The following is a 22,871-nucleotide window of genomic DNA, read 5'->3' as shown; positions in this document are numbered from 1 at the left end:
ACGGACACCGTTCCACGGGCCTAGTCTGGGCGGATGGCGTTGGTACTGGGTCCGATCCTTCGGCACGTCGACGAGACATCCGCGCTGGTCTGGGTCCAGACGGACGGACCCGCGGAGGTGGAGGTCCTCGGCAGCCGCTCGCACACCTTCGAGGTCGTCGGAAATCACTACGCGCTCGTCGAGGTCACCGGTCTGACGCCGGACACCACGACCGAATACGAGGTGTTCGTCGACGGTTCTCGGGAATGGCCCCTGCCGGATTCCGACTTTCCGCCCAGCATCATTCGGACGCGCGGACCCGAAAGCGCCCGCCATCACCGGCTCGTCTTCGGGTCGTGCCGCTACCCCAAGGCGGAGGACCCGAAGGTCGACGAAAAACTCGGACTCGACGCACTGGACTGTTATGCGGTCCGCATGCGCCACCTGCCCGTCGACGAATGGCCCGACACCCTCATCCTCCTCGGCGATCAGGTCTACGCCGACGAACTGACGCCGCAGGTCAAGGAGAAGCTCGAGTCGACCAGGACCTCGACCGCCGGTCCGTCTGACGAGGTGGTGAGCTTCCAGGAGTACGAGGGTCTCTACCGGCACACCTGGGGCGACCCGGAGATACGCTGGATCCTGTCCACCGTCCCGACCGCGATGATCTTCGACGACCACGACATCCGCGACGACTGGAACACCTCGGACACCTGGCGCCGGCAGATGGACGACCAACCCTGGTGGCGTGACCGGATACGCGCCGGACTCGCGTCGTACTGGGTGTATCAGCACCTCGGCAACCTGTCCCCCGCGGAACTGGACGCCTCCGACGACTACCGCCAGGTGAGGGAGATCGACGGGGACTGCTGGCCGCATCTGGTCGATCTCGCCGACCGCGCCGATTCCGAAACCGACGGCGTCAAAGGGATCCGGTTCAGCTTCCGGTGGGATCTCGGCGCGACGCGACTGACGATGATCGATTCACGTAACGGCCGCATTCTCGCCGGTGGCGTCCGGAAGATGTTGAGTGACACCGAGTTCGATTGGATCGAAGACCAGGTCAACGACGACGTCGAGTCGGTGGACCACCTGGTGCTCGGGTCGTCGTTGCCGTGGCTGCTCCCGCCCGTCCTCAGCGACGTCGAGACGCTCAACGAGATCGGGGCCCGCCACGACGGCCGGGTCGGACAGCTGGCCGAGAAGATCCGGCAGGGTGCCGACCTGGAGCACTGGCCCGCCTTCTTCGATTCCTTCACCCGGCTGAGCCGGATGATCAGTGGGGTCGCCGGCCTCGGCAACAGCGATCGAACCCTCGGTCCGGCGACCATCAGTGTCCTGTCGGGCGACGTCCACCACAGTTATGCCGCGCGAGCGGATTTCGCCGAAACCACCGGTGCGGTGGTCTATCAGTTGGTGTGCTCACCGGTGCACAACGCCATACCGCCGTACATGAAGGGCGTGTTCCGGCTCGGCTGGTCGCCGCGTCTTGCCAAGATCGTCCGACGCTGGGCCGGTTCCCGCGGAGCGCCGCAACTCCCCGTCACGTGGCACAACGCGCTCGGCCCCCTGTTCGGTAACACCATCGCCTCCCTGATCGTCGACGGACGGGACGCGCGGGTCACGTTCGAACAGCCCGACCTGGACGGCACCCTGCACGTCGCAGCCGACATGTCGCTGACGGACGAATCCGTCGAACGCGTGGGGACATAGCGTCGTCGTCTGCTACGAAATGCGCTCAGTCCAGGCAGAATTCGTTGCCCTCGGGATCACGCATGACGATGTGCCCGGCACCGAGAGGCGGTTCCGGCTCAACTCGTCGAACGCGAGTTGCACCCAGGACCACGAGGCGGGCCGACTCCGCCTCGAGCGCGGCGAGGCGGTCGTCACCGCTCAGGCCGGGTGCGGCCCGGACGTCGAGGTGTACCCGGTTCTTGGCTGTCTTGCCTTCCGGCACGCGCTGGAAGAAGATCCGTGGACCGCGACCGTCGGGGTCGGTGACCGCAGACGCGTCGTTCCTGCGTTCCGGCGGGACACCCATCGCATCGAGCGCGGCGTCCCAGCTGTCGAACCCCGTGGGCGGCGCCTGAATCCGGTACCCGAGCACCTCGGACCAGAAGGCGGCGAGTGCCGCGGGATCAGCGCAATCGAACGTCACCTGGATTTCTGTGGACATTCCTCCACTGTGGCGCACAACGAGGACAACTGCGGTCCTCATCGCGAAGAACTTCGCCGGCGAATCAGCGAAGCCGCTCGCCGTAGACGCGCTTCACCGACATCACCATCAACACCCGACGATCAGAGACCATTACGCTGCGGTACTCGTCCCAGTCCGGGTGCTCCCCCGCGGCCTTCCGGTAGTAGTCGACGAGGGCCTCTACCTCGGGTCCGTGGGGATCGGTGCCGGGACCGATCAACACGACGTCACCTTCGGCCGTCGCCCACGTGTAGCGGTCGGGCCCGGTGACCTCCAGTGCTGCCCGCGGGTCGCGCCGCAGGTTTGCCGTCTTGGCCCGGCCCTCGGTCATCGACACGTAGATCGTGTCGGCATCACGGTCGTAGTACGCGGTCACCGGGGACAGCTGCGGGAGGCCGGAGGACTTGATCGTGGCGAGAACACCGAGCGATGATTCGGCGAGGAGGTCGCGCGGGTCGTACTTCGAGGTGGTCATGGTCTGGGCAACTGCCGAAGATCGGCGACTATTCCGGTGCGACGGCGACACCGACCCCGGTTCGGAACCCCGGCGACGGACAACGGGGACCGGTACTTTCGTACGGTGTTCACGATCGGAGTGGTGGCGGCTTCGCTCGCCGCGGTGGCCTACGGACTGTCGACGGTCCTGCGCGCACTGGGTGCACGGAACGCGGCCGGTACCACCGAGACCGCGTCGGTCACGACCGAGCGCGGACCGTCGCTGCGCTCCACACTCGACACCTTCCGCGATCCGGCCTTCCTCATCGGCACGCTCATGGTGATCCTCGGTTTCGCCGGCGGTGCCGTCGCGGCGCGGCTTCTCCCCCTCTTCCTGGCACAGACGATCGTCGCCGGGAACCTGATCATCACCGCGCTTCTCGGCAGCGTTCTGCTCGGCACGACGCTGAGAGGTCGGGACCTGGCCGCGATGGGCGTCGTCGTCGCCTCGCTCTGCATGCTCGGCGCATCGGCATCGCATGAAGCCGCGACCGCGCACGACATGGCGTTCCACTGGGCGCTGTTCATCGTGTCGACCACTGTCGCCGTGGTCGGTGTGGTCGTAGTGCATCTCCTGGGACGACGCGGCGCCATCCTGGCGGGAGCGCTTGCCGGCGCGATGTACGGCGCCTTGGCGGTGGCGGTTCGCGTTCTGGACGGCGTTCATCCGTTCGACGCCGCGGCGCTCGTCACCGACCCGGCGGCCTGGACGATCGCCATCGCCGGCGCCGTCGCGTTCTACGTACAGACGGTCGCGCTGCAGCTCGGACCGGTCAACGCCGTCACCGCTGTGCTGGTCGTGGGCGAGGTGGGCATCCCATCGGTGATCGGCGTCCTGTTCCTCGGCGACCGCGCCGTCGACGGACTCGGTTGGCTCGCGTACGTCGGTTTCGCGGGAGCGATCGCCGGCGCGTTCGTCGTCGCGTGGCTCACGTCGAAACCCGAGTCCGGGGCCGCGGCCCGCGGACTCACCGCCGGTTCACCCCCATGACGTTGCGACATTCTTCTCTATCTGTGTCTTTGCCCGTACGATCGGTGCCATGGACGTGCGCGAGATGCTGACCACCACCCCGACCGACACCGCCGAGGCGCTCGAGTTGTTCGACTCCTGCGACGCGGTCGAACCGGAGTTCATGATCGGCACCTGGCGCGGTGCGGAACTGCCGACCGGACACCCCCTCGACGGGTTCCTCGCCGCCAGCGGCTGGTGGGGAAAGCAATTCGTCGACGCCGAGACCGTGCACCCGTTGCTCTTCCCCACCCGCGACCACACCGCTCTCTGGGCGATGAACCCGGGGATCGCCTTCAGTGGACTCACGATCGCCGAGAAGGCACCACAGGTCAAAGCGATGTCTTTCGCCACACCGATCGCAGCGACCCGCCTGCTGAGCCAGACCCGCAAGGCACGCGCGCGGCTGCGTACCACCCGCTACCGCGGCACCGACACCGCCACGATGATGTACGACCAACTCCCCATCAACGACGTCTTCCGTCGCATCTCCGACGATGCGGTCATCGGCGCCATGGACCTCAAGGGCTCGCCCGCGCCGTACTTCTTCGTCCTTCGACGCGACGACTCGTTGCGTCTGATCTGAGGCTGTCACCTCGCCGGAAGTGGAGCACCGTCGGCGCACGCGACCTCAGAGATCCGTGACCGCGGCCCTCAGCTTGTTCGACTCGGCAACCGCGTCGCGCAGCGCCACCTTGGCGTCCGACCGGCCCCGCTCGGCGGTCGACAGTCGCTGACGCGCGAAGCGCAGTGAGTCCTCGACCCGCGACAGCTGCTCGCGCAGTTCCCGCGCCCGTGCGACGAGTTCGTCGACCTCTGAGGACGCCTCGTCGACCGCGGTCGACGCATCGCCGAGACCGTCGCGCGCCGTCCGCTCGTCCTCTTCGGCCCGGGACAGGCGTGCCTCGAGTTCGCGTCTGACCGCGGCGTCCTCGTCGGTCTCGCCGGTCTCGTCGGTCTCGTCGGTCTCGCCGGCGGCCACCGCGTCGACATCACTCGAGGCATCCACGCCGTCCTCGGCCGCGTGTTCCGGCTCGGCCGGCAGATCGGGCACGACGAACACCCCGGCCGGACCGAAGCCGCTGTACTCCGCGGAGGTGACGAGGCTGCCGCGTCGAAAGCGTTCCAGGGTCTCGGCGTCTGCGATCGCCGCGCGCAGCGTTGCCGCAACCTCGCGAACCGCACTGTCGGACAACCGTACTCCGAGGGAGTCTGCGGTACCGGCCACCCCGTCGGCGGCGGAATTGATCAACTCCTGGCGTCGGCGGGACAGCTCGCGCATCGCGTCCACTGCCGAACGCCGTTGCGCTGCAGACAGGTCCGCGGCGAGTGCGGTGATCTGACCGCAGTCATCGGGATTCGCTCGGACCCACTGATTGATCGCCCAGGCAGCCTGCGTGGGCCTACGGAGTTGCGAGATGTTTTTGGCCAGAGCGGATTCCCCCTCGGCCTTGACCTCCTTGGCGAGCTCGTTTCGGCGTTTCACGAACAGATCCGGCGTCAGACCGTACAGTTCGTCGACGATCTCGTCGTAGCGAGACATCAGGTCACCCACGGCCGGCAGGACGTCGCTTCCACATGAGCCGATCGTACGTCGTACCCGCGTCACGATCCGACACATCGACAGCACCCAAACTTGAACCATTCCAGAAAAGTGTGCATACTCGAGTCATGCTCACCGACGACGACTGCGCCACCAAGCTGCGCGCAGCACGACTCCGCGTCACCCGACCGCGGGTCGCCGTCATGCGTGCGGTGCATGCGCATCCCCATGCCGACACCGACACGGTGCTTCGCGAGACGCGAACCGAAGTGCCCGACGTGTCGCAGCAAACCGTTTATGACGTGTTGGCGGCGTTGACATCTGCCGGTCTCATCCGTCGTATCCAGCCATCGGGTCACGTGTCCCGCTACGAATCGCGGATCGGCGACAACCACCATCACGTGGTCTGCCGTTCCTGTGGGGCGATCGGCGACGTCGACTGCGCGGTCGGCGCGGCCCCGTGCCTCACCGCGTCCAACGACCAGGGCTTCGTCATCGACGAGGCCGAGGTCGTCTACTGGGGCCTGTGCCCCGACTGCCGGTCCTGACCGCAGCACTGATCCACCACCGATTCACCGTTCACCGTTCGCCGAAAATCAACACATCCGACCGACCGGTCCACATCAAGGGGACCGGGCGCGGTCACGTCTGCATCAGTCACCATCCATCACCATTTCCCGAAAGGAACGACATGGCACAGGAACACCCGCCGATCGCCGAGGCGAACACCGAACCGAAGGCCGGCGGCTGCCCGGTCATGCACGATCGTGCCAAGCAGCCCACCGAGGGTGGCGGCAACCGTGACTGGTGGCCGAACCAGATGAATCTGAAGATCCTGCAGCACAATCCGGATGTCGTGAATCCGCTCGACGCGGATTTCGACTACCACGAGGCCCTCAAGTCCCTCGACGTCGACGCCCTCAAGGCGGATCTGACCGCCCTCATGACCGATTCGCAGGACTGGTGGCCCGCGGACTTCGGTCACTACGGCGGCCTCATGGTTCGCATGTCTTGGCATGCCGCGGGCACCTACCGCGTCCAGGACGGCCGCGGAGGCGCGGGAGCCGGAATGCAGCGCTTCGCACCCCTGAACAGCTGGCCCGACAACGCCAACCTCGACAAGGCACGTCGCCTGCTGTGGCCGATCAAGAAGAAGTACGGCCAGGCCGTCTCCTGGGCCGACCTGCTGGTCTTCGCGGGCAACGTCGCTCTCGAGTCGATGGGCTTCGAGACCGCCGGCTTCGCCTTCGGCCGCGTCGACGAGTGGGAGCCCGACGACGTCTACTGGGGTCCCGAACTCGAGTGGCTCGCCGATCAGCGCTACCAGGGCGACCGCGAACTCGAGAAGCCGCTGGCCGCCGTCCAGATGGGCCTGATCTACGTGAATCCGGAAGGCCCCAACGGTAATCCGGATGTCCTGGGCTCGGCCGCCGACATTCGCGACACCTTCGCCCGGATGGCGATGAACGATGTCGAGACCGCAGCACTGATCGTCGGTGGCCACACCTTCGGCAAGACTCACGGCGCCGGCGACGCGAGCCAGGTCGGCCCGGAGCCCGAGGCCGCAGCACTCGAGGACAACGGCCTCGGCTGGCGCAGTTCACACGGTGACGGCACCGGCGCCGACGCGATCACCAGTGGCCTCGAGGTCATCTGGAACCCGACGCCGACCCAGTGGGACAACGCCTTCCTGGAAACCCTCTACGGCTACGACTGGGAGCTGTACAAGAGCCCGGCGGGCGCCAACCAGTGGCGTCCGAAGGACGGCGCCGGCGACGGCACCGTGCCGAAGGCCTTCGGCGACGGCACGACCCACCCGTCGATGCTGACCAGCGATCTCGCACTGCGCTACGACCCCGAGTACGGCAAGATCACCCGCCGCTGGCTGGATCACCCCGAGGAGTTGGCCGAGGAATTCGCCAAGGCCTGGTTCAAGCTGCTCCACCGCGACATGGGTCCCGCGATCCGCTACCGCGGCCCGCTGGTTCCCGAGGTCACCTACGGCTGGCAGGACAACATCCCGGCGCACGAGGGACCGCTCGTCTCCGATGCCGACATCGCCGCACTGAAGACCATCCTGCTCGAGTCGGGACTGTCGGTCTCGCAGCTGGTGAAGACCGCGTGGGCGGCCGCATCCTCGTTCCGCGGCAGCGACTTCCGCGGTGGCGCCAACGGCGGTCGTCTCCGCCTGCAGCCGCAGGCCGACTGGGAGGTCAACGAGCCCGAGGAACTCGCCGGCATCATCGAGACGCTCGAGGGTGTCGCCGAGTCGTTCACCGGTGGGGCCGGCGCGAGGATCTCCTTCGCCGACCTCGTCGTGCTCGGCGGCGTCGCGGCGATCGAGAAGGCCGCTCGTGATGCGGGTGTCGAGGTCACCGTCCCGTTCACCCCGGGCCGCACCGACGTCTCGCAGGAAGACGTCGACGTCGAGTCGTTCGCCTACCTCGAGTCCACGGCGGACGGCTTCCGCAACTACGTGGGGAAGGGTCTCACGCAGCCGGCCGAGTTCAAGCTGCTCGACAAGGCCAACCTCCTCACCGTGAGCGTACCCGAGATGACCGCACTCATCGGCGGCCTGCGCGTGCTGGGAGCGAACTACCAGAACTCGACGCTGGGCGTGCTCACCGACAAGCCGGGCGTGCTGACGAACGACTACTTCGTCAACCTGCTCGACATGGCGACCGCTTGGTCGAAGACCGACGACGTGAACGTCTTCGTCGGCACCGACCGCGCCACCGGCGAGCAGGCCTGGACCGGCAGCCGCGTCGACCTGGCGTTCAGCTCGAACTCGCAGCTGCGTGCCCTGGCCGAGGTGTACGCCTCGGACGATGCCAAGGAGAAGTTCGTCAAGGACTTCGTCGCGGCCTGGGACAAGGTCATGAACCTGGACCGGTTCGACATCTGAGTCGATCCATCGATCAGTTGAATCGCTGATCACCTCTCACACGACGATGCGGTGGTGCCCGGTACGGGTGCCGCCGCATCGTCGTCTGTGGCGGCGGGTGCCGTTCTGCCCGGCAGGATCGCGGATTCGGAACTATGCTGGCGCTTTCCTCGAGGTGGCGGGTGACCGTCGTGGCAGAAGGAGATCGCGATGTCCGGCGAGCACACATCCCTGGGGCACATCCGACTGACCTCGCACAGCGGCGGCGTCGACGCCCCGCCCATCCACTGGGGCGCGCCTACCGCCGCCGAGCGGGGACCGGTCATCGGCACGACCGGAGTTCGCGCCCACCGCAACGTGATCGGCACCCACAGCGGTTCATACAGTGTCTACCGCGCGCTCGCGGTGGCCGCCGGCGCGCTGGCCCGAGACCATCGCGCAGATCTGACCAACACCTCGCCCACCGACCACATCGGTCCGTACCCACAATGGGGAGATCCGACGGCGATCGTCTCCCTCGATCCCTGGGGCGCCACGGTCGCGGAGAGCTTTCCCGACAAGATCGCCGCCGGCTACGACATCCGGCCGACCATCGCGGTCACGAAGGCACATGTCATCCTCCCCGAGATCGCCGAGGCCATCGACAAGGGCCGACTCGTCCCCGACGGCAGATTGCTCCTGCCCAGTGGCGCCGCCCTGGTGACCAAGGCCGCGGTCGAGCCGGTCTGGCATCTACCCGGCGTCGCCGAACGATTCGGCTGTTCCGAGGCCGAGTTGCGGCGGGTCCTGTTCGAGGAGACCGGGGGCATGTATCCCGAACTCGTGACGCGCTCCGACCTCGAGGTGTTCCTGCCACCGATCGGCGGGCAGACCGTCTATGTCTTCGGGAACGCCCGCGATCTCGCCGATCCCACGGTCGAGTTGACTGCTCGCGTCCACGACGAATGCAACGGCTCCGACGTCTTCGGCTCCGACATCTGCACGTGCCGTCCGTACCTCACCCACGCGATCGAGGAATGCATACGTGGCACGCAGCGCGGTGGCGTCGGTTTGGTCGCCTACTCCCGCAAGGAGGGCCGGGCGTTGGGCGAGGTCACCAAGTTCCTCGTCTACAACGCACGCAAACGCCAAGCGGGTGGCGATACCGCCGACCAGTACTTCGCCCGCACCGAATGTGTTGCGGGAGTTCAGGACATGCGGTTCCAGGAACTCATGCCCGACGTCCTGCACTGGTTCGGGATCACCAAGATCCACCGCCTCGTGTCGATGAGCAACATGAAATACGACGCGATCACCGGTTCGGGAATCGAGGTCGGCGAGCGGGTCAACATCCCCGACGAACTCGTCCCGGCCGACGCCCGTGTGGAGATCGACGCGAAGATGGCCGCCGGATACTTCACCCCCGGACCGGTTCCCGACGCCGAGGCGTTGCGAAAGGTCAAGGGCCGGGGGCTCGAATGAGGGGCACTGCGCAGAAGGACAGCGACGACCCGACCGCCGAAACCACCGCGGCCGCGCTGCTGCGAACGAGCACCGCGGTTCGCGAACGCTCCCGCCAGCTCCTCGACCGTACGCGCGGTGGCCGGTCGTCCTGGTTCACGGTCCACGACGACGCGCTCGCCTCCGCCGCCGACATCGTCGTCGAGATCACCCGTGAACGCCATCCCGACGGTGCGATCCCCCTCCACAGTCGCTGGCGCCATTTCGAAGCCGGCGGCATCGACCGACTCGGGTCGCTCCGGGACATGCTTCCGCCCGCGAACTCCCCTGACCACATCCGCGCACTCATCGACGTCGTCCTGGTCAGCGTCCTCCTCGACGCCGGAGCCGGTCCCGAATGGTCCTATCGGGAGGAGTCGACCGGTCTGGTCCTGACCCGCTCGGAAGGACTCGGCGTCGCCAGCTGGGAGGCGTTCGTCGGCGGACTGTTCTCCGGTGATGCTGCGCAACCGTCACGGGTCGACGCCGCGGGCCTACGTGCGGTGACGGTCGAGAGCCTGGGCGCCGCGTTCCAGGTCTCAGCGGGTAACCCGATCACCGGACTGGAGGGCCGCGTGGAGCTGCTTCGCCGCCTCGGCACCACCCTCGCCGATCAGCCGGCGATCTTCGGTCCCGCCGGCCGACCCGGGGGCCTCTTCGACCACCTGATCGCAGACGGTCGCGGCACCGTGAGCGCCACCGCGATCCTGGACGCCCTCCTGACCTTCCTCGGCCCGATCTGGCCGTCGGACAACAGGATCGGCTCGGTACCGCTGGGCGACTGCTGGCGGCACGAGGCGGTGACCGGTCCGGGCGCCACCGCCGGCTGGATTCCGTTCCACAAGCTGTCCCAGTGGCTGACCTACTCGCTGCTCGAACCGTTCATGTGGGCCGGCGTGGAGGTGACCGGCATCGATGAGTTGACCGGCCTGCCCGAGTACCGCAATGGCGGGCTCTTCCTCGACACCGGCGTTCTCGCGCTTCGGGACGAGGAGTGGGTGGACGTCGAATGGGAGGTCGGCGATCAACTCGTCGTCGAATGGCGTGCCCTCACCGTCGCATTGCTCGACGAGATCGCCGACCTGGTCCGCGATCGTCTCGGAACCGACTCGACGGCGATGCCGCTGGCCTGCGTACTCGAGGGCGGCACCTGGGCGGCCGGGCGTGCACTGGCGGCACGGTTGCGGAACGGTTTGCCGCCCTTGTCGATCCGCAGCACCGGAACAGTCTTCTGAGCACCACGATTAGGGGAACCATGGGCACCGTCGCCGTGATCGATCATCCGCTGGTACAGCACAAGCTGACGCTGATGCGCCGGAAGGACACTTCCACCAACGACTTCCGTCGTCTGCTCAACGAGATCTCCACGCTCATGGCCTACGACGTGCTGCGCGACACCCCGATGCACGAGATCACCATCGACACACCGCTGGAGACCACCACCGCGAGCGTGATCGACGGTAAGAAGCTGGTCTTCGCAGCCGTCCTGCGGGCGGGCGCCGGAATCGCCGACGGAATGCTGACCGTCGTACCGGGTGCCCGCGTGGGCCACATCGGCCTCTACCGCGACCCCAAGACCATGGTGGTGGTCGAGTACTACTTCAAGATGCCCTCGGACCTGGATGAACGCGACGTGGTCATCGTCGATCCGCTTCTGGCCACCGGCTTTTCGGCGGTCGCGGCAATCGATCGAATCAAGGAGTACTCGCCGCGATCGATCAAGTTCGTGTGCCTCGTCGCTTGCCCGGAGGGCATCGACGTGTTGCACGAGGCGCACCCCGAGGTCCCCATCTACACCGCCGGGATCGACCGGGAGCTCGACGACAACGGTTTCATCCGCCCGGGGCTGGGCGACGTCGGCGACCGGGTGTTCGGGACGGCTTGACAGGACAGGCTCACGACACATTCCACGCCACCGCCGCGCCGATGGCGCCGGTGGCGTTGAGAGCCCAGTGCAAGGCGATCGGGGCGAGGAGACTCGTGGTGCGCTGCCGTAACCAGCCGAGCACGAGACCTGCGACGCCGGTGGCGACGACCGCGCCCGCGATCCCGACGACCTGGGCGGCCGTGCCCGATCCGAGGACATCGCTCAGGCCCTCGTTGCCTCCGGTGAGTCCCGTCGAGGACAGGATGTGCCACAGCCCGAAGGCGATGGCGCCGAACACCAGGGTCGCCCTCGGCCCGCACAGCCGTCCGAGAGTCCCCTGCAGGACGCCGCGGAACATCAGCTCCTCCGGGATCACCGTCTGCAGGGGGATGACGACGAAGGCGGCGAGCAGCGCCTCGGATGTGTCGTCGTAGCGATCGGACAGGAAGAAGTCCCGGGTCGCAGGGACTGCCACGGCCGTCGACACGATGGCTGCGACCACGATCACCGACGCCACGGCGAACGCGATACCTGCCCGTAGTTCCGCTCGGCTCAGACCCAGTTCACGCCAGTCGAGTCCGCCGAGCCGCGCGACGAGCAACAGCACGATCGCCGCCACCGGGATGACCACCACCGCGAGCACACCGGCCGACCGGTGTGCGGCGATGTTGGCCGCGATCAGGACCGCGACCACCACCACGAGGAGTGCGGCGTCGTGGCGTCTCGAAGATCCGGTCACCCGTCGAGTGTCGCGCGGCACCGTGCCCGGTGCCGCCGAACGACGGGCAGTGGCCCAGAATGGTGCAGTGCAAGCCACCGCCACGGTCCCCGAACGTCTCGAACAGCACCAGGTCGCGTTGTATCTCCTCGCGATCGGCGCCGGTCTCGGCCTCGGCCTGACACTGACCTCGGCGGCCCAATCGATGGACGTGGCGGTCACCCCGCTGCTCGCCGCACTTCTCTACGTCACCTTCCTACAGGTGAAGGCGACCGATCTCGCTGCCTCCCTCCGCGACCGCAAGTTCCTCGCAGTGGTGTTGTCGGTGAACTTCGTCATCGTGCCCGCGGTGGTCGCGGCGCTGTCTCCGCTGCTACCGGCGGACGACGCCATCCGGGTGGGCGCTCTGCTCGTCCTGCTGTGCCCGTGTGTCGATTACGTCGTCGTCTTCGCCGGGCTCGCAGGCGGTGACAACCAGCGCCTGCTCGCGGCGACGCCGCTGCTGTTGCTCGCCCAGATGCTCATCGTCCCGGTGTATCTGACGCTCCTGCTCGGAGATGGCCGGGCAGCGATCGATCCGGAACCGTTCCTGTGGGCCTTCGCAATCCTCATCGTCGTTCCGCTGGCGCTGGCCTGGGTCACGCAGGCATGGGCTGCGCGAAGCGACGTCGGACGTCGTGCCGGCGACGCGGCCTCGACCACGATGGTGCCGCTGATGATGGCGGTGCTGTTCACCGCGGTGGGTTCTCAGATCCCGCGTATCGATTCACGATTCGACGACATCGCCGGGGTCATCCCGGTCTACGTCGCATTCCTCGCGCTCATGACGATCATCGGTCTCGTGGTGGTGCGCGGATGTCGCCTCACACCGACCTCCGGAACGGCCGTGGTGTTCTCCGGCGCGACGCGCAATTCGCTTGTCGTGCTACCGCTGGCGCTGGCACTCCCGGTCGGTGCCGAACTCGCCGCGGCAACGGTGATCACTCAGACGCTCGTCGAGCTGATCGGGATGGTGATCCTGGTGTGGGTGTTCACTTATGCGGCACATCGGCGCTGAGTCCGCCGTCCATCACGAACTCCGCACCGGTGGCGTAGGACGATTCGTCGCTGGCGAGGAACACCACGAAGGTCGACACCTCGCTTGATTGCGCCGCCCGGCCCATCGGAACCTTGACCATGTCCTCCGGGATGCCCTCGGTCATCGGCGTGCGGACTAGACCGGGGTGGATCGAGTTGACCCGGACGTTGTGCGGGGCGAGTTCGAGTGCGACGGACTTCGCGAGTCCGCGGACACCCCACTTGGTGGCGACATAGCCGTGTGCCCACGGGCTTCCACGAAGGCCTTCCACCGAGGACACGTTGATGATCGACCCGCCGCCGGCCTCGATCATCAGATCCGCAACCGCCTGGATGCCGAGGAAGGTGCCGGTGAGGTTGACGTCGAGGATCTGCTTCCACTTGTCGAGGCGGAACTGCTGGATCGTCGAGCCGTTGACGATGCCCGCGTTGTTCACGAGGACATTGACCCTCCCGAACTCGTCGACCGCGGTCGTGACGGCGGTCTGCCAGTCCTCCGGTGAGGTGACGTCGAGGTGGACGTACCGCGCCGCGGCACCGAGTTCGGCGGCCAGGGCTTTGCCCTCGTCGTCGAGGATGTCGCCGATCACGACCTTGGCGCCCTCCGCGACCAGAGCCCGGGCGTGCTCGGCGCCCATCCCCCGCGAACCGCCGGTGATCACTGCAACCTTGTCGTCTACGCGTCCCATGGCGAGCCACGCTACCTCGGTCGTAGCGAAAATAGAACAGGTTCCACCAAGAAATGGTCTACTGAACAGACATGAGTCCGGACAGGTGTTCACATGACCCGTCCGGCGGATGCCAGCGCAAGGAGACTCTCGCCATGCCCATTCGGGTTGCCCTCGTCGGAACCGGCAACGTCGGCCGGTTGTCTCTCACGCAGTTGATCCAGGACTCGCGATTCGAACTCGTTGCGGTGTGCGTGTCCACGCCGGAGAAACTCGGCGTCGACGCCGCGACCCTCGCCGGCCTCGAGACCCCGACCGGCGTCCGGGCGGTCGACGACCTCGGCGCGGTGATCGCCGCGAAACCGGACTGCGTCGTCTACTGCGCCATGGGCGACACGCGGCCGGTCGAGGCATTCAACGATGTGGTGCGCTTCCTCGCAGCCGGGATCGACGTCGTTGGCTCCTCGCCGAACACCCTGCAGTACCCGTGGGGAGTGATGCCCCAGAAGGCCATCACCAAGATCGAGGAGACCACTGCGGCGAGCGGCGCGAGCCTGTTCGTGACCGGCGTGGATCCCGGGTTCGCCAACGATCTCATCCCCTTCGTGTTCGCCGGGACCTGCCAGCGCATCGAGCAGGTCCGCTGCATGGAGATCGCCGACTACGCCACCTACGACGGCGCGACGGTCATGTTCGACGTGATGGGCTTCGGCAAACCCCTCGAGGAGACGCCGATGCTGTTCCTGCCCGGGGTCCCGGGCCTGGCTTGGGGCACGACGATCCGGCAACTCGCCGCGGGGCTCGGGGTGACGGTCGACGAGATCGAGGAACTCCACGAAAGCGATCCCGCACCAGAGGATTTCGACATCGCCGCGGGCCCGATCGCCAAAGGCACCCGCGCGGCGGTGCGTTTCCAGATCATCGGCAAGGTCGAGGGACGTCCGGCGATCGTGATCGAACACGTCACCCGGCTACGCGGCGACCTGCGTCCGGACTGGGCCCAGCCCGCGCAACCCGGCGGGTGCTACCGGGTCGAGATCACCGGCGAACCCTCATACACCGTCGACATCTGCCCGACCAGCCTCAAGGGCGATCACAACCACGCGGCGATCGTCGCGGCGGCGGGCCGCATCGTCAATGCGATACCGGCGGTGGTCGAAGGGCCCGCGGGACTCCGCACAACCCTCGATCTGCCGCTGGTCACCGGACCCGCGCTCACACCACCCCTGCGGAGTGATGCGGTCCGAGTGAAGTAGTACTTCTCGACCGAACCGGACGCCGCCGACCCGGCGTCGGCGACGTATGGTCGCCGGCGGTAGCCGTCCAGGCACAGTATTGGGCCGAAGTGGACACAGCCCATGTCGCCGAGAAGGGTTCGCTGCTAGCGTTCTTCGGGTTCTGGAGAAAAGAGGAACCCACGTGTCGTCGTCGACCCATGCCAGCGACCCCGTCGTCGAACCTCCTGCCGATACCTCGCCCGGAACCGCCGAGGAGCCCCGCACTCCCGCCGGGAGCGGTGCTGATGACGCGCGTCCGGCATGGTGGCGACGCCGCCTGGACCGCTTCTCCTGTGTGGGCCTGAGTGTCGCGCTCGTCTTCCTCTGGCTGTCGATGACACCGTCGTTGCTGCCCCGTGGCGCACTGTTCCAGGGCGTGGTCAGCGGCGCGTCCGCGGCAGTCGGATACTCGCTCGGAGTCTTCTTCTCGTGGCTGATCCGCTTCATGATCTCGCGCGACAAACCCTGGCCGGCGCCGATGTACCGGGTCTGGGTGGCGCTCGGCCTCGCCGCGGTCGCCGGAACCGTGGTCATGCTGGTGATGTTCCAGCGGTGGCAGGATCAGATCCGCACCATGATGGGCGTCGACTTCCTGTCCTGGACCGCCTATCCGCAGATCGTGATCATCTGCGTGGTGGTGTTCCTCCTGCTCACCCTGATCGGTCAGGCGTGGGGCGACGGCGTCGTCTGGCTGGTCCGGAAGCTCAACCGCATTGCGCCGCCGCGGATCTCCGCGATCGCGGCGCTGGTCGTCGCGATTCTGATCACCGTCTTCGTCCTCAACGGCGTGGTCGCGAACTACGGCATGAAAGCGCTGAACTCGTCGTTCGCCGCGGTCAACGACGAGACCACCGCCGATTCCACGCCCCCGACGTCACCGCTTCGCTCCGGCGGTCCAGGGTCGCTGGTGACGTGGGATTCACTGGGACGCCAGGGACGGATCTTCGTCTCGGTCGGCCCGACCGTCGAGGAACTGTCGGCATTCAACGGCGCCCCCGCGTTGGAACCCATCCGCGCCTATGTGGGACTCGGGTCGGGCGACGACCTGCGCGCCAACGCACAACTGGCGGCCGACGAACTCGTCCGTACCGGCGGACTGCAACGGAAGGTCGTCGCGGTCGCCTCGACCACCGGCACCGGCTGGATCAACCAGGCGACGGTGGACTCCATCGAATACATGTACAACGGCGACACGGCCACGGTCAGCATGCAGTACTCGTATCTGCCCAGCTGGCTGTCGTTCCTGGTCGACAAGGAGCGGGCGCGCCAGGCCGGGCAGGCGTTGTTCGAGGCCGTCTCCGAACGGGTGCGCGCGCTCCCGGAAGCCCAGCGACCCAAGCTCGTGGTCTTCGGCGAGAGCCTCGGCTCGTTCGCCGCCGAGTCGGCCTTCGGCACGATTCCGTCCCTCAACGCCCGGACCGACGGAGCGCTGTTCGTCGGCCCGACCTTCAACAACAAGCTGTGGGTCGACACGACCGGCAACCGCGACGCGGGCACCCCCGAATGGCAGCCGACCTACGAGGACGGCCGACAGGTTCGCTTCATCGCCGACGCCCCCGACCTGTATGCGCCGACGGCAGAATGGGTTCCGGGCCGTGCGGTCTACCTGCAGCACGCCTCCGATCCGATCTCGTGGTGGTCGCCACGACTCATCTTGCGCGAGCCGGACTGGCTGGAGGAGAAGAAGGGACGAGATGTCCTACCGGCCATGCGGTGGATTCCGTTTGTGACATTCCTGCAGGTCAGCGCGGACATGGCAGTATCGACCGGAGTGCCCGACGGTCACGGACACTTCTACCTCGCCGCCATCCCCGCGGCCTGGGCCGAGATCCTGCAGCCGCCCGGTTGGACCCCGGAGAAGACCGAGAAACTCATCCCGCTGCTGACCCGCGACTGATTCGACGCGGGAGCCGTCGGGAAGCGAGCAAGATCGGTCGGGTCGAAACAGGCGCCGGCATCCCATACTCGTAGGGTGACCCCGTGCCCCACTGACCCGACAGCCGACGACCCGACAGCCGACGACCGTACCGGCGGCGACCGTGACCGGTTGCGCGAACTGCTCGACGCCGTGCTGGCCGACGAGCATTCGACTCTGGACGAGATGGCCACCGGCGCGTTCTCGTCACCGTTCCACTTCTCCCGCCAGGTGAGCCGGGGTGCGGGCGAGTCACCGGTCGCGCTCCGTCGGCGAGTACTCCTCGAGCGCGCGGCCTGGCTGCTGCAACACGGCAAGACCGTCACCGAGGTGGCCTTCGACTCCGGGTATGAGTCCGTCGACGGTTTCGCACGAGCGTTCACGCGGGCCTTCGGCCGCAGCCCGGGTCGCGCGGCCTCGACCGGGCGTACCGCACCGACCGAGCACAGCCACTGGCTGCCCGCACCCAACGGCATCCACTTCCATTCGCCCACAGTGCTCTACGTCGACAGCGGTACACCCACCACCGAGAGCGCCGGCGATGTCCTGATGATCATGGTCAGGCACGATCTCGACGACATCGAGACCCTGCTGGACGCCGCCAAGGGGGTCGACGAACGGCAATGGACGCGGCGACGACTTCCCGGCCATGAACCGCTGCACTGGAACGGCCCGGAAGAGTCACTCGCACAGGTGATGTCACATCTCGTCGCGGACAAGCAACCCTGGCTGGCGACCATCGAGGGTGCCGACATGCCGCCCGGTCCGCCGTCGGACCTGTCCGCCCTCGTCGAACTCCAGCGCGAACTGACACCGAGGTGGCTCGCGCTGGTCCGCGACATCGACCGCCGTAACGCCTGGCAGGACCGCGTCATCGACGCACTGTGCGATCCACCCGAATCGTTCCTGCTCTCGCAGATCGTCGCGCACGTCCTGACCTTCTCCGCACATCGTCGTCAACTCGCGCGGTGGATGCTGGGCGACGCAGACGTCGACGTCACGACGCTCGACCCAGACCCGATCATGTGGCACCGCAAGCACTCCGGAGGTTTCTGATGGCATTCCGCTACTACACCGCGACCACTCTCGACGGCTACCTCGCCGACGATCACGACAGCCTCGACTGGCTGCTGACCCAACCGCTCGAAGACGGCGGCGCGATGAACTACGACGACTTCTTCGCCGGGATCGGCACCGCCGTGATGGGATACACCACCTACCAGTGGCTTCTCGACAACGAGATGGCCGACGGCAAGCCGTGGCCCTATGAGATCCCGTCCTTCGTGTTCACCCACCGGACGATCACTCCGGTCGCCGACTCGATCACCGTCCTGGACGGCGACCCCGCCCGCCATCGCGACCTGCTGACCGGAGCAGCTGCGGGTAAGGACGTCTGGGTGGTGGGTGGAGGCGATCTCGCCGCTCAGTTCGCCGAGGCCGGGATGCTCGACGAGATGATCGTCTCGATCGCGCCGGTCACCCTCGGTTCCGGGCGCCCCCTGTTCCCCCGGCGCTACGACCTCGCACTACAGGAGTTCGGCCGCAACGGTGCCTTCCTCTGCGCGCGTTACTCACTCGTCGGAGCACGCAAGCCGCTCGCCGAGGTCTGACGCCGCACGACCGGCGCGAGCGCTCAGCCCTCGCCGACCGATTTGCGCAGCACGTCGGACACCTCGCCGCGAGCCCACTTGGGCAGGATGAAGATCCCCTCGGCCTCGGCGGTGACCTTGCCGTCACGCGTGATCGTGCCGGTGACAAAGGTTTTCACACCCTCGACACGGTCGACCCGCGCCTCGCCGCGGATCCGGCCGAGCGGCGTCGCACTGCGATACCGGACGTTGAGCGTGCCGGTCATGCCGGGAACGCCCTGGAACTCCGCGGTCGAGCCGAGGAGCTGGTCGAGGATCAATGCCAGAACACCGCCGTGGACGAGCCCGGCCGGTCCTTCGTAGGCCGCCCCGAGATCGACTTCGGTCCAACTGAATTCGGCTTCGTGATGCAGCTCGACGGGCGGGGCGATCGGATTGCGCCGCCCTAGAACGGCATTGCCCCAGGACCGCTTGGTGCCGTCGGTGTTGAACCGGATGCCGTAGGCACCGGGCAACTGGTCCTTGCGCAGGATCTCGGTCGCGGCCTCGATGAGGCGCCGCGCCTCGGCGATGTCGGCCTCGCCGACCTCGGTGCGCACCGTCGCGTCGATCAGTTCGCGCACGCTCCCGGCGATCGACGACGCGAGCTCCGAACGATGTGCGAGCTCCTCGGGGTCGATGTCCTCCTGGATGTATCCGCTCATGGGTTCATCTAACAGGGCGCCACCGGCGGTCCGCCCGCCGGACGTCCTGACTGCCGAGTAAGCTCCGTCGCATGACAGACCAAGCCTGGAATGACCGCGACTGGACCGCGTTCGACGTCACCGTCGCCGACCACATCGCCGAGGTCGCGCTCACCGGCCCCGGCAAGGGCAATGCGATGGGCCCCGACTTCTGGCGCGAGCTCCCGGAGCTGTTCGGCTACATCGACGCCGATCCCGCCGTGCGTGCGGTGGTGCTGACCGGCGCCGGCAAGCACTTCTCCTACGGACTCGACCTCGTCGCGATGGGCGGCACCCTGGCCAACGTCCTGGCCGACAACGCCAAGGCGGCGGCCCGCACCGAGTTCTTGGAGTCGCTGCGCAAGCTGCAGGCCGGCATCACCGCCGTCGCGGACTGCCGCAAGCCGGTCGTCGCCGCGATCTCGGGCTGGTGCATCGGCGGCGGCGTCGACCTGATCTGTGCGGCCGACATCCGCTACGCGAGCGCCGACGCCACGTTCAGCATTCGTGAGGTGAAGGTCGGCATGGTCGCCGACGTCGGCACGCTCGCGCGCCTGCCGTTCGTCATCGGCGACGGGCACATGCGTGAACTGGCGCTGACCGGCAAGGACTTCGACGCCGCCCGCGCCGAGAAGATCGGCCTGGTCAACGACGTCGCCGACGACCAGGAAGCCGCTCTCACGCTCGCCCGCGTGACCGCCCGGGAGATCGCCGACAACCCGCCTCTCGTGGTCCACGGCATCAAGGATGTCCTCGACCACTCGCGAAGCGCCGCCGTCCACGACAGCCTGCGCTACGTCGCGGCCTGGAACTCGGCATTCCTGCCCAGCGAGGACCTGTCCGAGGCCATCACCGCCGTCTTCGAGAAGCGCAAGCCGGAGTTCAAGGGTCGCTGAGCCCACGGGCGCCTGACGCTCGCGGCGGTGTTCACAGGTTGCTGCGGTGAACCTCGGCGGCCAATGGGTGCGCGTAGCCGAGATCCGTGAGCAACCGCACTCCGTCGAGCGGTTGCCCGTACGGCGCCCCGATGTCGACGCCGGGCGCGCGTTCGCCCACGACGTCGACGAACCGTCGTCTCAGGCGGTCGTTGGACGTCATCACCGTTCCCATCCAGCTGATCCGAGCGTCGTCGCCGGGTCGGTGGCCACTGCGTTCCAGCGCGGCGACCGCCGACTCGGCGAGTTCGTCCGCGGCGCCGTCGATGACCCGCTGCGCGACATCGTCGCCGGCCTGTGCCGCCGCGTCGACGACCCGGGCGAATCCGGCCACCCGCGCCACGCGGTCCGGATCTCCTTGGATCACCATGTACAGCTCGTCGAGCGGCCCGAAGACCTCTGCGGCACGCTGTTGCAGTAGCGTCTCGCTCCCCCGACCGTCGAAGGCACGCAACGCAGCACTGATCCCGGCGCGGCCGATCCAATAAGCGCTGCCGGCGTCGCCGAACAGATACCCCCAACCGTCCACACGGTGCACTCCGGCGGGTCCGACGCCGAGCGTCACGACACCGGTACCGACCGCGGTGACCACACCGAACTCGTCCCGATTCGCGGCCAGGTAAGCGGTCACCGAATCGTGTGCCAGTGCAACCGCCGTTACCCCGAGATCGGCGACCGCGGCGAGCAATGCCGACGGCCTCGCCGCTTGCGGTGTGAGTCCGGAGACCCCTGCGGCCAGCGACCACGTGCCCTGCGGTATCCCGGCGTCACCGACGGCCTCCCCGATCTGTTCGACGACCGGCCGGTCCGTACGAATCGGCCCGAGTTCGCGGTCGTCGCTTCCGCCGGGCGTCTCGATCCGCAGACGCATTCCCGTCTGTCCGCCGTCGACCAGAATACGTCCCGCCATGTGACCGCCCATGATGTGCACGCTATCGGAGGACGACACGGACGTGTCGGTTCACCACGGTGCCCCGGGCAACGTGCCGACCCGGGGACGGTGTCATGTCACACTAGGCGGATGAAGGTGCGGCGCAGGCTTGCGATCAAGATCGGATCGATCCCCTGGATGCCTCGTTTTCTCCCGCAGATCGTGGTGGGCGACAACGCCATTCAGACCGTCACCGGCAATCGGATGACCCTGCTCGACATCGCCGATCTCCCGAACATCACCATCCGCGTGGCTGGTCGCAAGACCGGCGAGCTGCGGACCACACAACTTCTCGCCGTGCCCGACGGCGAGGACTGGCTGATCGCCGGCTCATACTTCGGCGGGCCGAAGATGCCCGCATGGGTGTACAACCTCCGCGCCGCCGACACGATCGAGATCGTCGTCGGCGGAAAGGTTTCCGTCGCCGTTCCGACCGAACTGGACGGGGCCGACCGCGACGCGGCGTGGCAGAAGCTGCGTACGGTGTGGCCGAACTTCGACCTCTACGAGAAGCGCACCGAACGTCGGATCCCGGTCTTCCGGTTGCGGCCGGCGCCGGCCGGATAGGCAAGCCGGCGAGGTCAGGTGGCCGGTTCGGCGGTGAACGTCGGTGTGCCGGCGGTGAGGTCGACGCTCCCCACCAGGTATTGGGTGTCGGTCGTCTCGACGCGGGGTCCGGTCCGGTCGAAAGCCGGGGTGTAGGCCACCCGCCACTCGACGGCACCGGCGACGTCGACCGTGCCCAGATCTTTCTCGTCCGGTGCCGAGTCGGCCCCCGGAGCCGGCCGCCGGAGCAGATACCGCAGGCCCGACAGGTCGCGCGGAGCGGTCCACCGCACGCTGCCGTCCACCGCAGACCGGAATAGTCGCTGCGTGCATCCGGGCACGTCGGCACCGGCATCGGACCGGGTCGACGCGGCGCACCGGCTGAGCTGTGCCGAGACCGCATCGCTCACCGCCGAGACGCCGGTGGGACTGAGCTCGGCCACCACCCGGACCGACATCGGTTCATGCGGACCGAACGGCGCGGCCTCGACGGTGTGTCCGACGAAGTCGACGTCGCGTGAACCCCAACGCTGGGGCCCGGGGAAGAGGAAGACTGTGTCGCCTGCCTTGACCTGAGCCCCGAACAGCCTCGGGCTCGGCATGAACAGCGACTCGATGCGCACCTCCACCGCACCGTCGACGACCGCCCAGCCGTCCCCGGCCCGCCTCACCTTCACCGGGATGTCGACGTCACGTGACCCGAGGCGATACCGCGCCTGGACACTCCGTCCGGACTCCCCCGGATCGTCGACCTCGATGTCGGTGATCGGCGCTTCGGTTCGCTGCTGCCGCAGGACCCCGTCGGTGAGGAACCGGGTGTCCGGGCGTGGGTCGATGACGGCGAGGGCCGCCGACGCGTCGGCGTCGGCGAGCGCAGTCAGATAGGTGCGGACGGCGTCCTCCGGGGTGCGGGCCCGCTCGTCCTCGCGGGAAAGCCCCACGAGGAGAGCGGACACCAGCACCACGGCGAGGATCAGCGCCCCGACGCCGACGGTGATCGTCCACCTTCGGCGATTCATTCCGGGCGACCGGTCCGGTGC

Annotated in this window: 23 protein-coding genes; 15 read left to right on the top strand and 8 right to left on the bottom strand. The window is 67.5% G+C overall.

What is annotated here, in order from left to right; all coding sequences use genetic code 11:
- The first annotated feature begins 33 nt into the window (after positions 1-33).
- Positions 34-1,692: an alkaline phosphatase D family protein gene (locus tag BPODLACK_RS21260; RefSeq protein WP_024497518.1), complete on the top strand. Its 1,659-nt coding sequence runs from the start codon at positions 34-36 to the stop codon at positions 1,690-1,692.
- A gap of 25 nt (positions 1,693-1,717) precedes the next feature.
- On the opposite strand, the gene BPODLACK_RS21255 is transcribed toward BPODLACK_RS21260, so the two are convergent.
- Together BPODLACK_RS21255 and BPODLACK_RS21250 are read right to left on the bottom strand one after the other, a co-directional pair.
- The gene (locus BPODLACK_RS21255) at positions 1,718-2,155 is read right to left on the bottom strand and encodes a VOC family protein (protein ID WP_159406190.1); all 438 of its coding nucleotides are present in this window, start codon (positions 2,153-2,155) and stop codon (positions 1,718-1,720) included.
- A gap of 64 nt (positions 2,156-2,219) precedes the next feature.
- Positions 2,220-2,651: a PPOX class F420-dependent oxidoreductase gene (locus BPODLACK_RS21250; protein WP_006357521.1), complete on the bottom strand. Its 432-nt coding sequence runs from the start codon at positions 2,649-2,651 to the stop codon at positions 2,220-2,222.
- Positions 2,652-2,756: 105 nt separating this feature from the next.
- Here BPODLACK_RS21250 and BPODLACK_RS21245 point away from each other — a divergent pair, with 105 nt between their 5' ends.
- Both BPODLACK_RS21245 and BPODLACK_RS21240 read left to right on the top strand, forming a co-directional pair.
- Positions 2,757-3,662: a hypothetical protein gene (locus tag BPODLACK_RS21245; RefSeq protein ID WP_159406189.1), complete on the top strand. Its 906-nt coding sequence runs from the start codon at positions 2,757-2,759 to the stop codon at positions 3,660-3,662.
- 49 nt (positions 3,663-3,711) lie between these two features.
- Positions 3,712-4,266 carry a DUF4334 domain-containing protein gene (locus BPODLACK_RS21240; RefSeq protein WP_006357519.1) on the top strand — a complete coding sequence of 185 codons (555 nt, stop codon included), beginning with the start codon at positions 3,712-3,714 and terminating at the stop codon, positions 4,264-4,266.
- Between the two features lie 45 nt (positions 4,267-4,311).
- Here BPODLACK_RS21240 and BPODLACK_RS21235 read toward each other — a convergent pair whose 3' ends face one another.
- Positions 4,312-5,223 (bottom strand): hypothetical protein, encoded by a 912-nt coding sequence (locus BPODLACK_RS21235; RefSeq protein WP_024497515.1) that lies wholly within the window; start codon positions 5,221-5,223, stop codon positions 4,312-4,314.
- Positions 5,224-5,351: 128 nt separating this feature from the next.
- Here BPODLACK_RS21235 and BPODLACK_RS21230 point away from each other — a divergent pair, with 128 nt between their 5' ends.
- From BPODLACK_RS21230 to upp, 5 genes are all read left to right on the top strand, one after another.
- On the top strand, positions 5,352-5,771 hold the full coding sequence (locus BPODLACK_RS21230) for a Fur family transcriptional regulator (protein WP_006357517.1): 420 nt from the start codon (positions 5,352-5,354) through the stop codon (positions 5,769-5,771).
- A 143-nt stretch (positions 5,772-5,914) separates the two neighbouring features.
- Complete coding sequence (gene katG, locus BPODLACK_RS21225; protein WP_159406188.1) at positions 5,915-8,128, top strand: catalase/peroxidase HPI; 2,214 nt, start codon at positions 5,915-5,917, stop codon at positions 8,126-8,128.
- A 189-nt stretch (positions 8,129-8,317) separates the two neighbouring features.
- The gene (locus BPODLACK_RS21220) at positions 8,318-9,568 is read left to right on the top strand and encodes a GTP cyclohydrolase II (RefSeq protein WP_159406187.1); all 1,251 of its coding nucleotides are present in this window, start codon (positions 8,318-8,320) and stop codon (positions 9,566-9,568) included.
- Complete coding sequence (locus BPODLACK_RS21215; protein ID WP_159406186.1) at positions 9,565-10,821, top strand: URC4/urg3 family protein; 1,257 nt, start codon at positions 9,565-9,567, stop codon at positions 10,819-10,821. Before BPODLACK_RS21220 ends, BPODLACK_RS21215 begins: the two co-directional genes overlap by 4 nt.
- 20 nt (positions 10,822-10,841) lie before the next feature.
- Positions 10,842-11,471, top strand: coding sequence for a uracil phosphoribosyltransferase (gene upp / locus BPODLACK_RS21210; RefSeq protein WP_159406185.1), 630 nt, complete (start codon positions 10,842-10,844; stop codon positions 11,469-11,471).
- Between the two features lie 10 nt (positions 11,472-11,481).
- Here the strand turns inward: upp and BPODLACK_RS21205 are convergent, their stop codons facing one another.
- Entirely contained in the window at positions 11,482-12,192 is a 711-nt protein-coding gene (locus BPODLACK_RS21205) for a CPBP family intramembrane glutamic endopeptidase (protein ID WP_024497510.1), read from the bottom strand.
- Between the two features lie 67 nt (positions 12,193-12,259).
- Between BPODLACK_RS21205 and BPODLACK_RS21200 the strand changes: the two genes are divergently transcribed.
- On the top strand, positions 12,260-13,228 hold the full coding sequence (locus tag BPODLACK_RS21200; RefSeq protein ID WP_191834943.1) for an arsenic resistance protein: 969 nt from the start codon (positions 12,260-12,262) through the stop codon (positions 13,226-13,228).
- Here the strand turns inward: BPODLACK_RS21200 and BPODLACK_RS21195 are convergent.
- On the bottom strand, positions 13,203-13,937 hold the full coding sequence (locus BPODLACK_RS21195; RefSeq protein WP_024497508.1) for a glucose 1-dehydrogenase: 735 nt from the start codon (positions 13,935-13,937) through the stop codon (positions 13,203-13,205). The genes BPODLACK_RS21200 and BPODLACK_RS21195 overlap by 26 nt on opposite strands.
- A gap of 134 nt (positions 13,938-14,071) precedes the next feature.
- On the opposite strand from BPODLACK_RS21195, the gene BPODLACK_RS21190 reads away from it, so the two are divergent.
- The 4 genes from BPODLACK_RS21190 to BPODLACK_RS21175 all read left to right on the top strand — a co-directional run bounded on the left by BPODLACK_RS21190 (position 14,072) and on the right by BPODLACK_RS21175 (position 18,718).
- Entirely contained in the window at positions 14,072-15,172 is a 1,101-nt protein-coding gene (locus BPODLACK_RS21190; RefSeq protein WP_159406183.1) for an NAD(P)H-dependent amine dehydrogenase family protein, read from the top strand.
- Positions 15,173-15,335: 163 nt separating this feature from the next.
- Entirely contained in the window at positions 15,336-17,090 is a 1,755-nt protein-coding gene (locus BPODLACK_RS21185) for an alpha/beta hydrolase (RefSeq protein WP_159406182.1), read from the top strand.
- A gap of 75 nt (positions 17,091-17,165) precedes the next feature.
- Positions 17,166-18,164, top strand: coding sequence for a helix-turn-helix domain-containing protein (locus BPODLACK_RS21180; protein ID WP_410471359.1), 999 nt, complete (start codon positions 17,166-17,168; stop codon positions 18,162-18,164).
- Positions 18,164-18,718 (top strand): dihydrofolate reductase family protein, encoded by a 555-nt coding sequence (locus BPODLACK_RS21175; RefSeq protein ID WP_159406181.1) that lies wholly within the window; start codon positions 18,164-18,166, stop codon positions 18,716-18,718. The genes BPODLACK_RS21180 and BPODLACK_RS21175 overlap by 1 nt, the downstream gene beginning before the upstream one ends.
- A gap of 23 nt (positions 18,719-18,741) precedes the next feature.
- On the opposite strand, the gene BPODLACK_RS21170 is transcribed toward BPODLACK_RS21175, so the two are convergent.
- A complete protein-coding gene (locus tag BPODLACK_RS21170) occupies positions 18,742-19,401 on the bottom strand; it encodes a PaaI family thioesterase (RefSeq protein ID WP_159406180.1) in 660 nt (219 codons plus the stop codon).
- A gap of 71 nt (positions 19,402-19,472) precedes the next feature.
- On the opposite strand from BPODLACK_RS21170, the gene BPODLACK_RS21165 reads away from it, so the two are divergent.
- The gene (locus tag BPODLACK_RS21165; RefSeq protein WP_159406179.1) at positions 19,473-20,315 is read left to right on the top strand and encodes a crotonase/enoyl-CoA hydratase family protein; all 843 of its coding nucleotides are present in this window, start codon (positions 19,473-19,475) and stop codon (positions 20,313-20,315) included.
- A 31-nt stretch (positions 20,316-20,346) separates the two neighbouring features.
- Here the strand turns inward: BPODLACK_RS21165 and BPODLACK_RS21160 are convergent, their stop codons facing one another.
- A complete protein-coding gene (locus tag BPODLACK_RS21160; RefSeq protein WP_159406178.1) occupies positions 20,347-21,276 on the bottom strand; it encodes an N-acetylglucosamine kinase in 930 nt (309 codons plus the stop codon).
- A gap of 99 nt (positions 21,277-21,375) precedes the next feature.
- Here BPODLACK_RS21160 and BPODLACK_RS21155 point away from each other — a divergent pair, with 99 nt between their 5' ends.
- Positions 21,376-21,852 carry a nitroreductase family deazaflavin-dependent oxidoreductase gene (locus BPODLACK_RS21155; protein ID WP_024497500.1) on the top strand — a complete coding sequence of 159 codons (477 nt, stop codon included), beginning with the start codon at positions 21,376-21,378 and terminating at the stop codon, positions 21,850-21,852.
- A 14-nt stretch (positions 21,853-21,866) separates the two neighbouring features.
- On the opposite strand, the gene BPODLACK_RS21150 is transcribed toward BPODLACK_RS21155, so the two are convergent.
- Positions 21,867-22,850: a hypothetical protein gene (locus BPODLACK_RS21150; RefSeq protein ID WP_159406177.1), complete on the bottom strand. Its 984-nt coding sequence runs from the start codon at positions 22,848-22,850 to the stop codon at positions 21,867-21,869.
- Between the last annotated feature and the right edge of the window lie 21 nt (positions 22,851-22,871).

This window comes from Gordonia sp. YY1, assembly GCF_009872315.1.
Lineage (GTDB): Bacteria > Actinomycetota > Actinomycetes > Mycobacteriales > Mycobacteriaceae > Gordonia > Gordonia amicalis.
The sequence above is the reverse complement of the archived record's forward strand: the minus strand, read 5'-3'. Positions and strand labels throughout refer to the sequence as shown.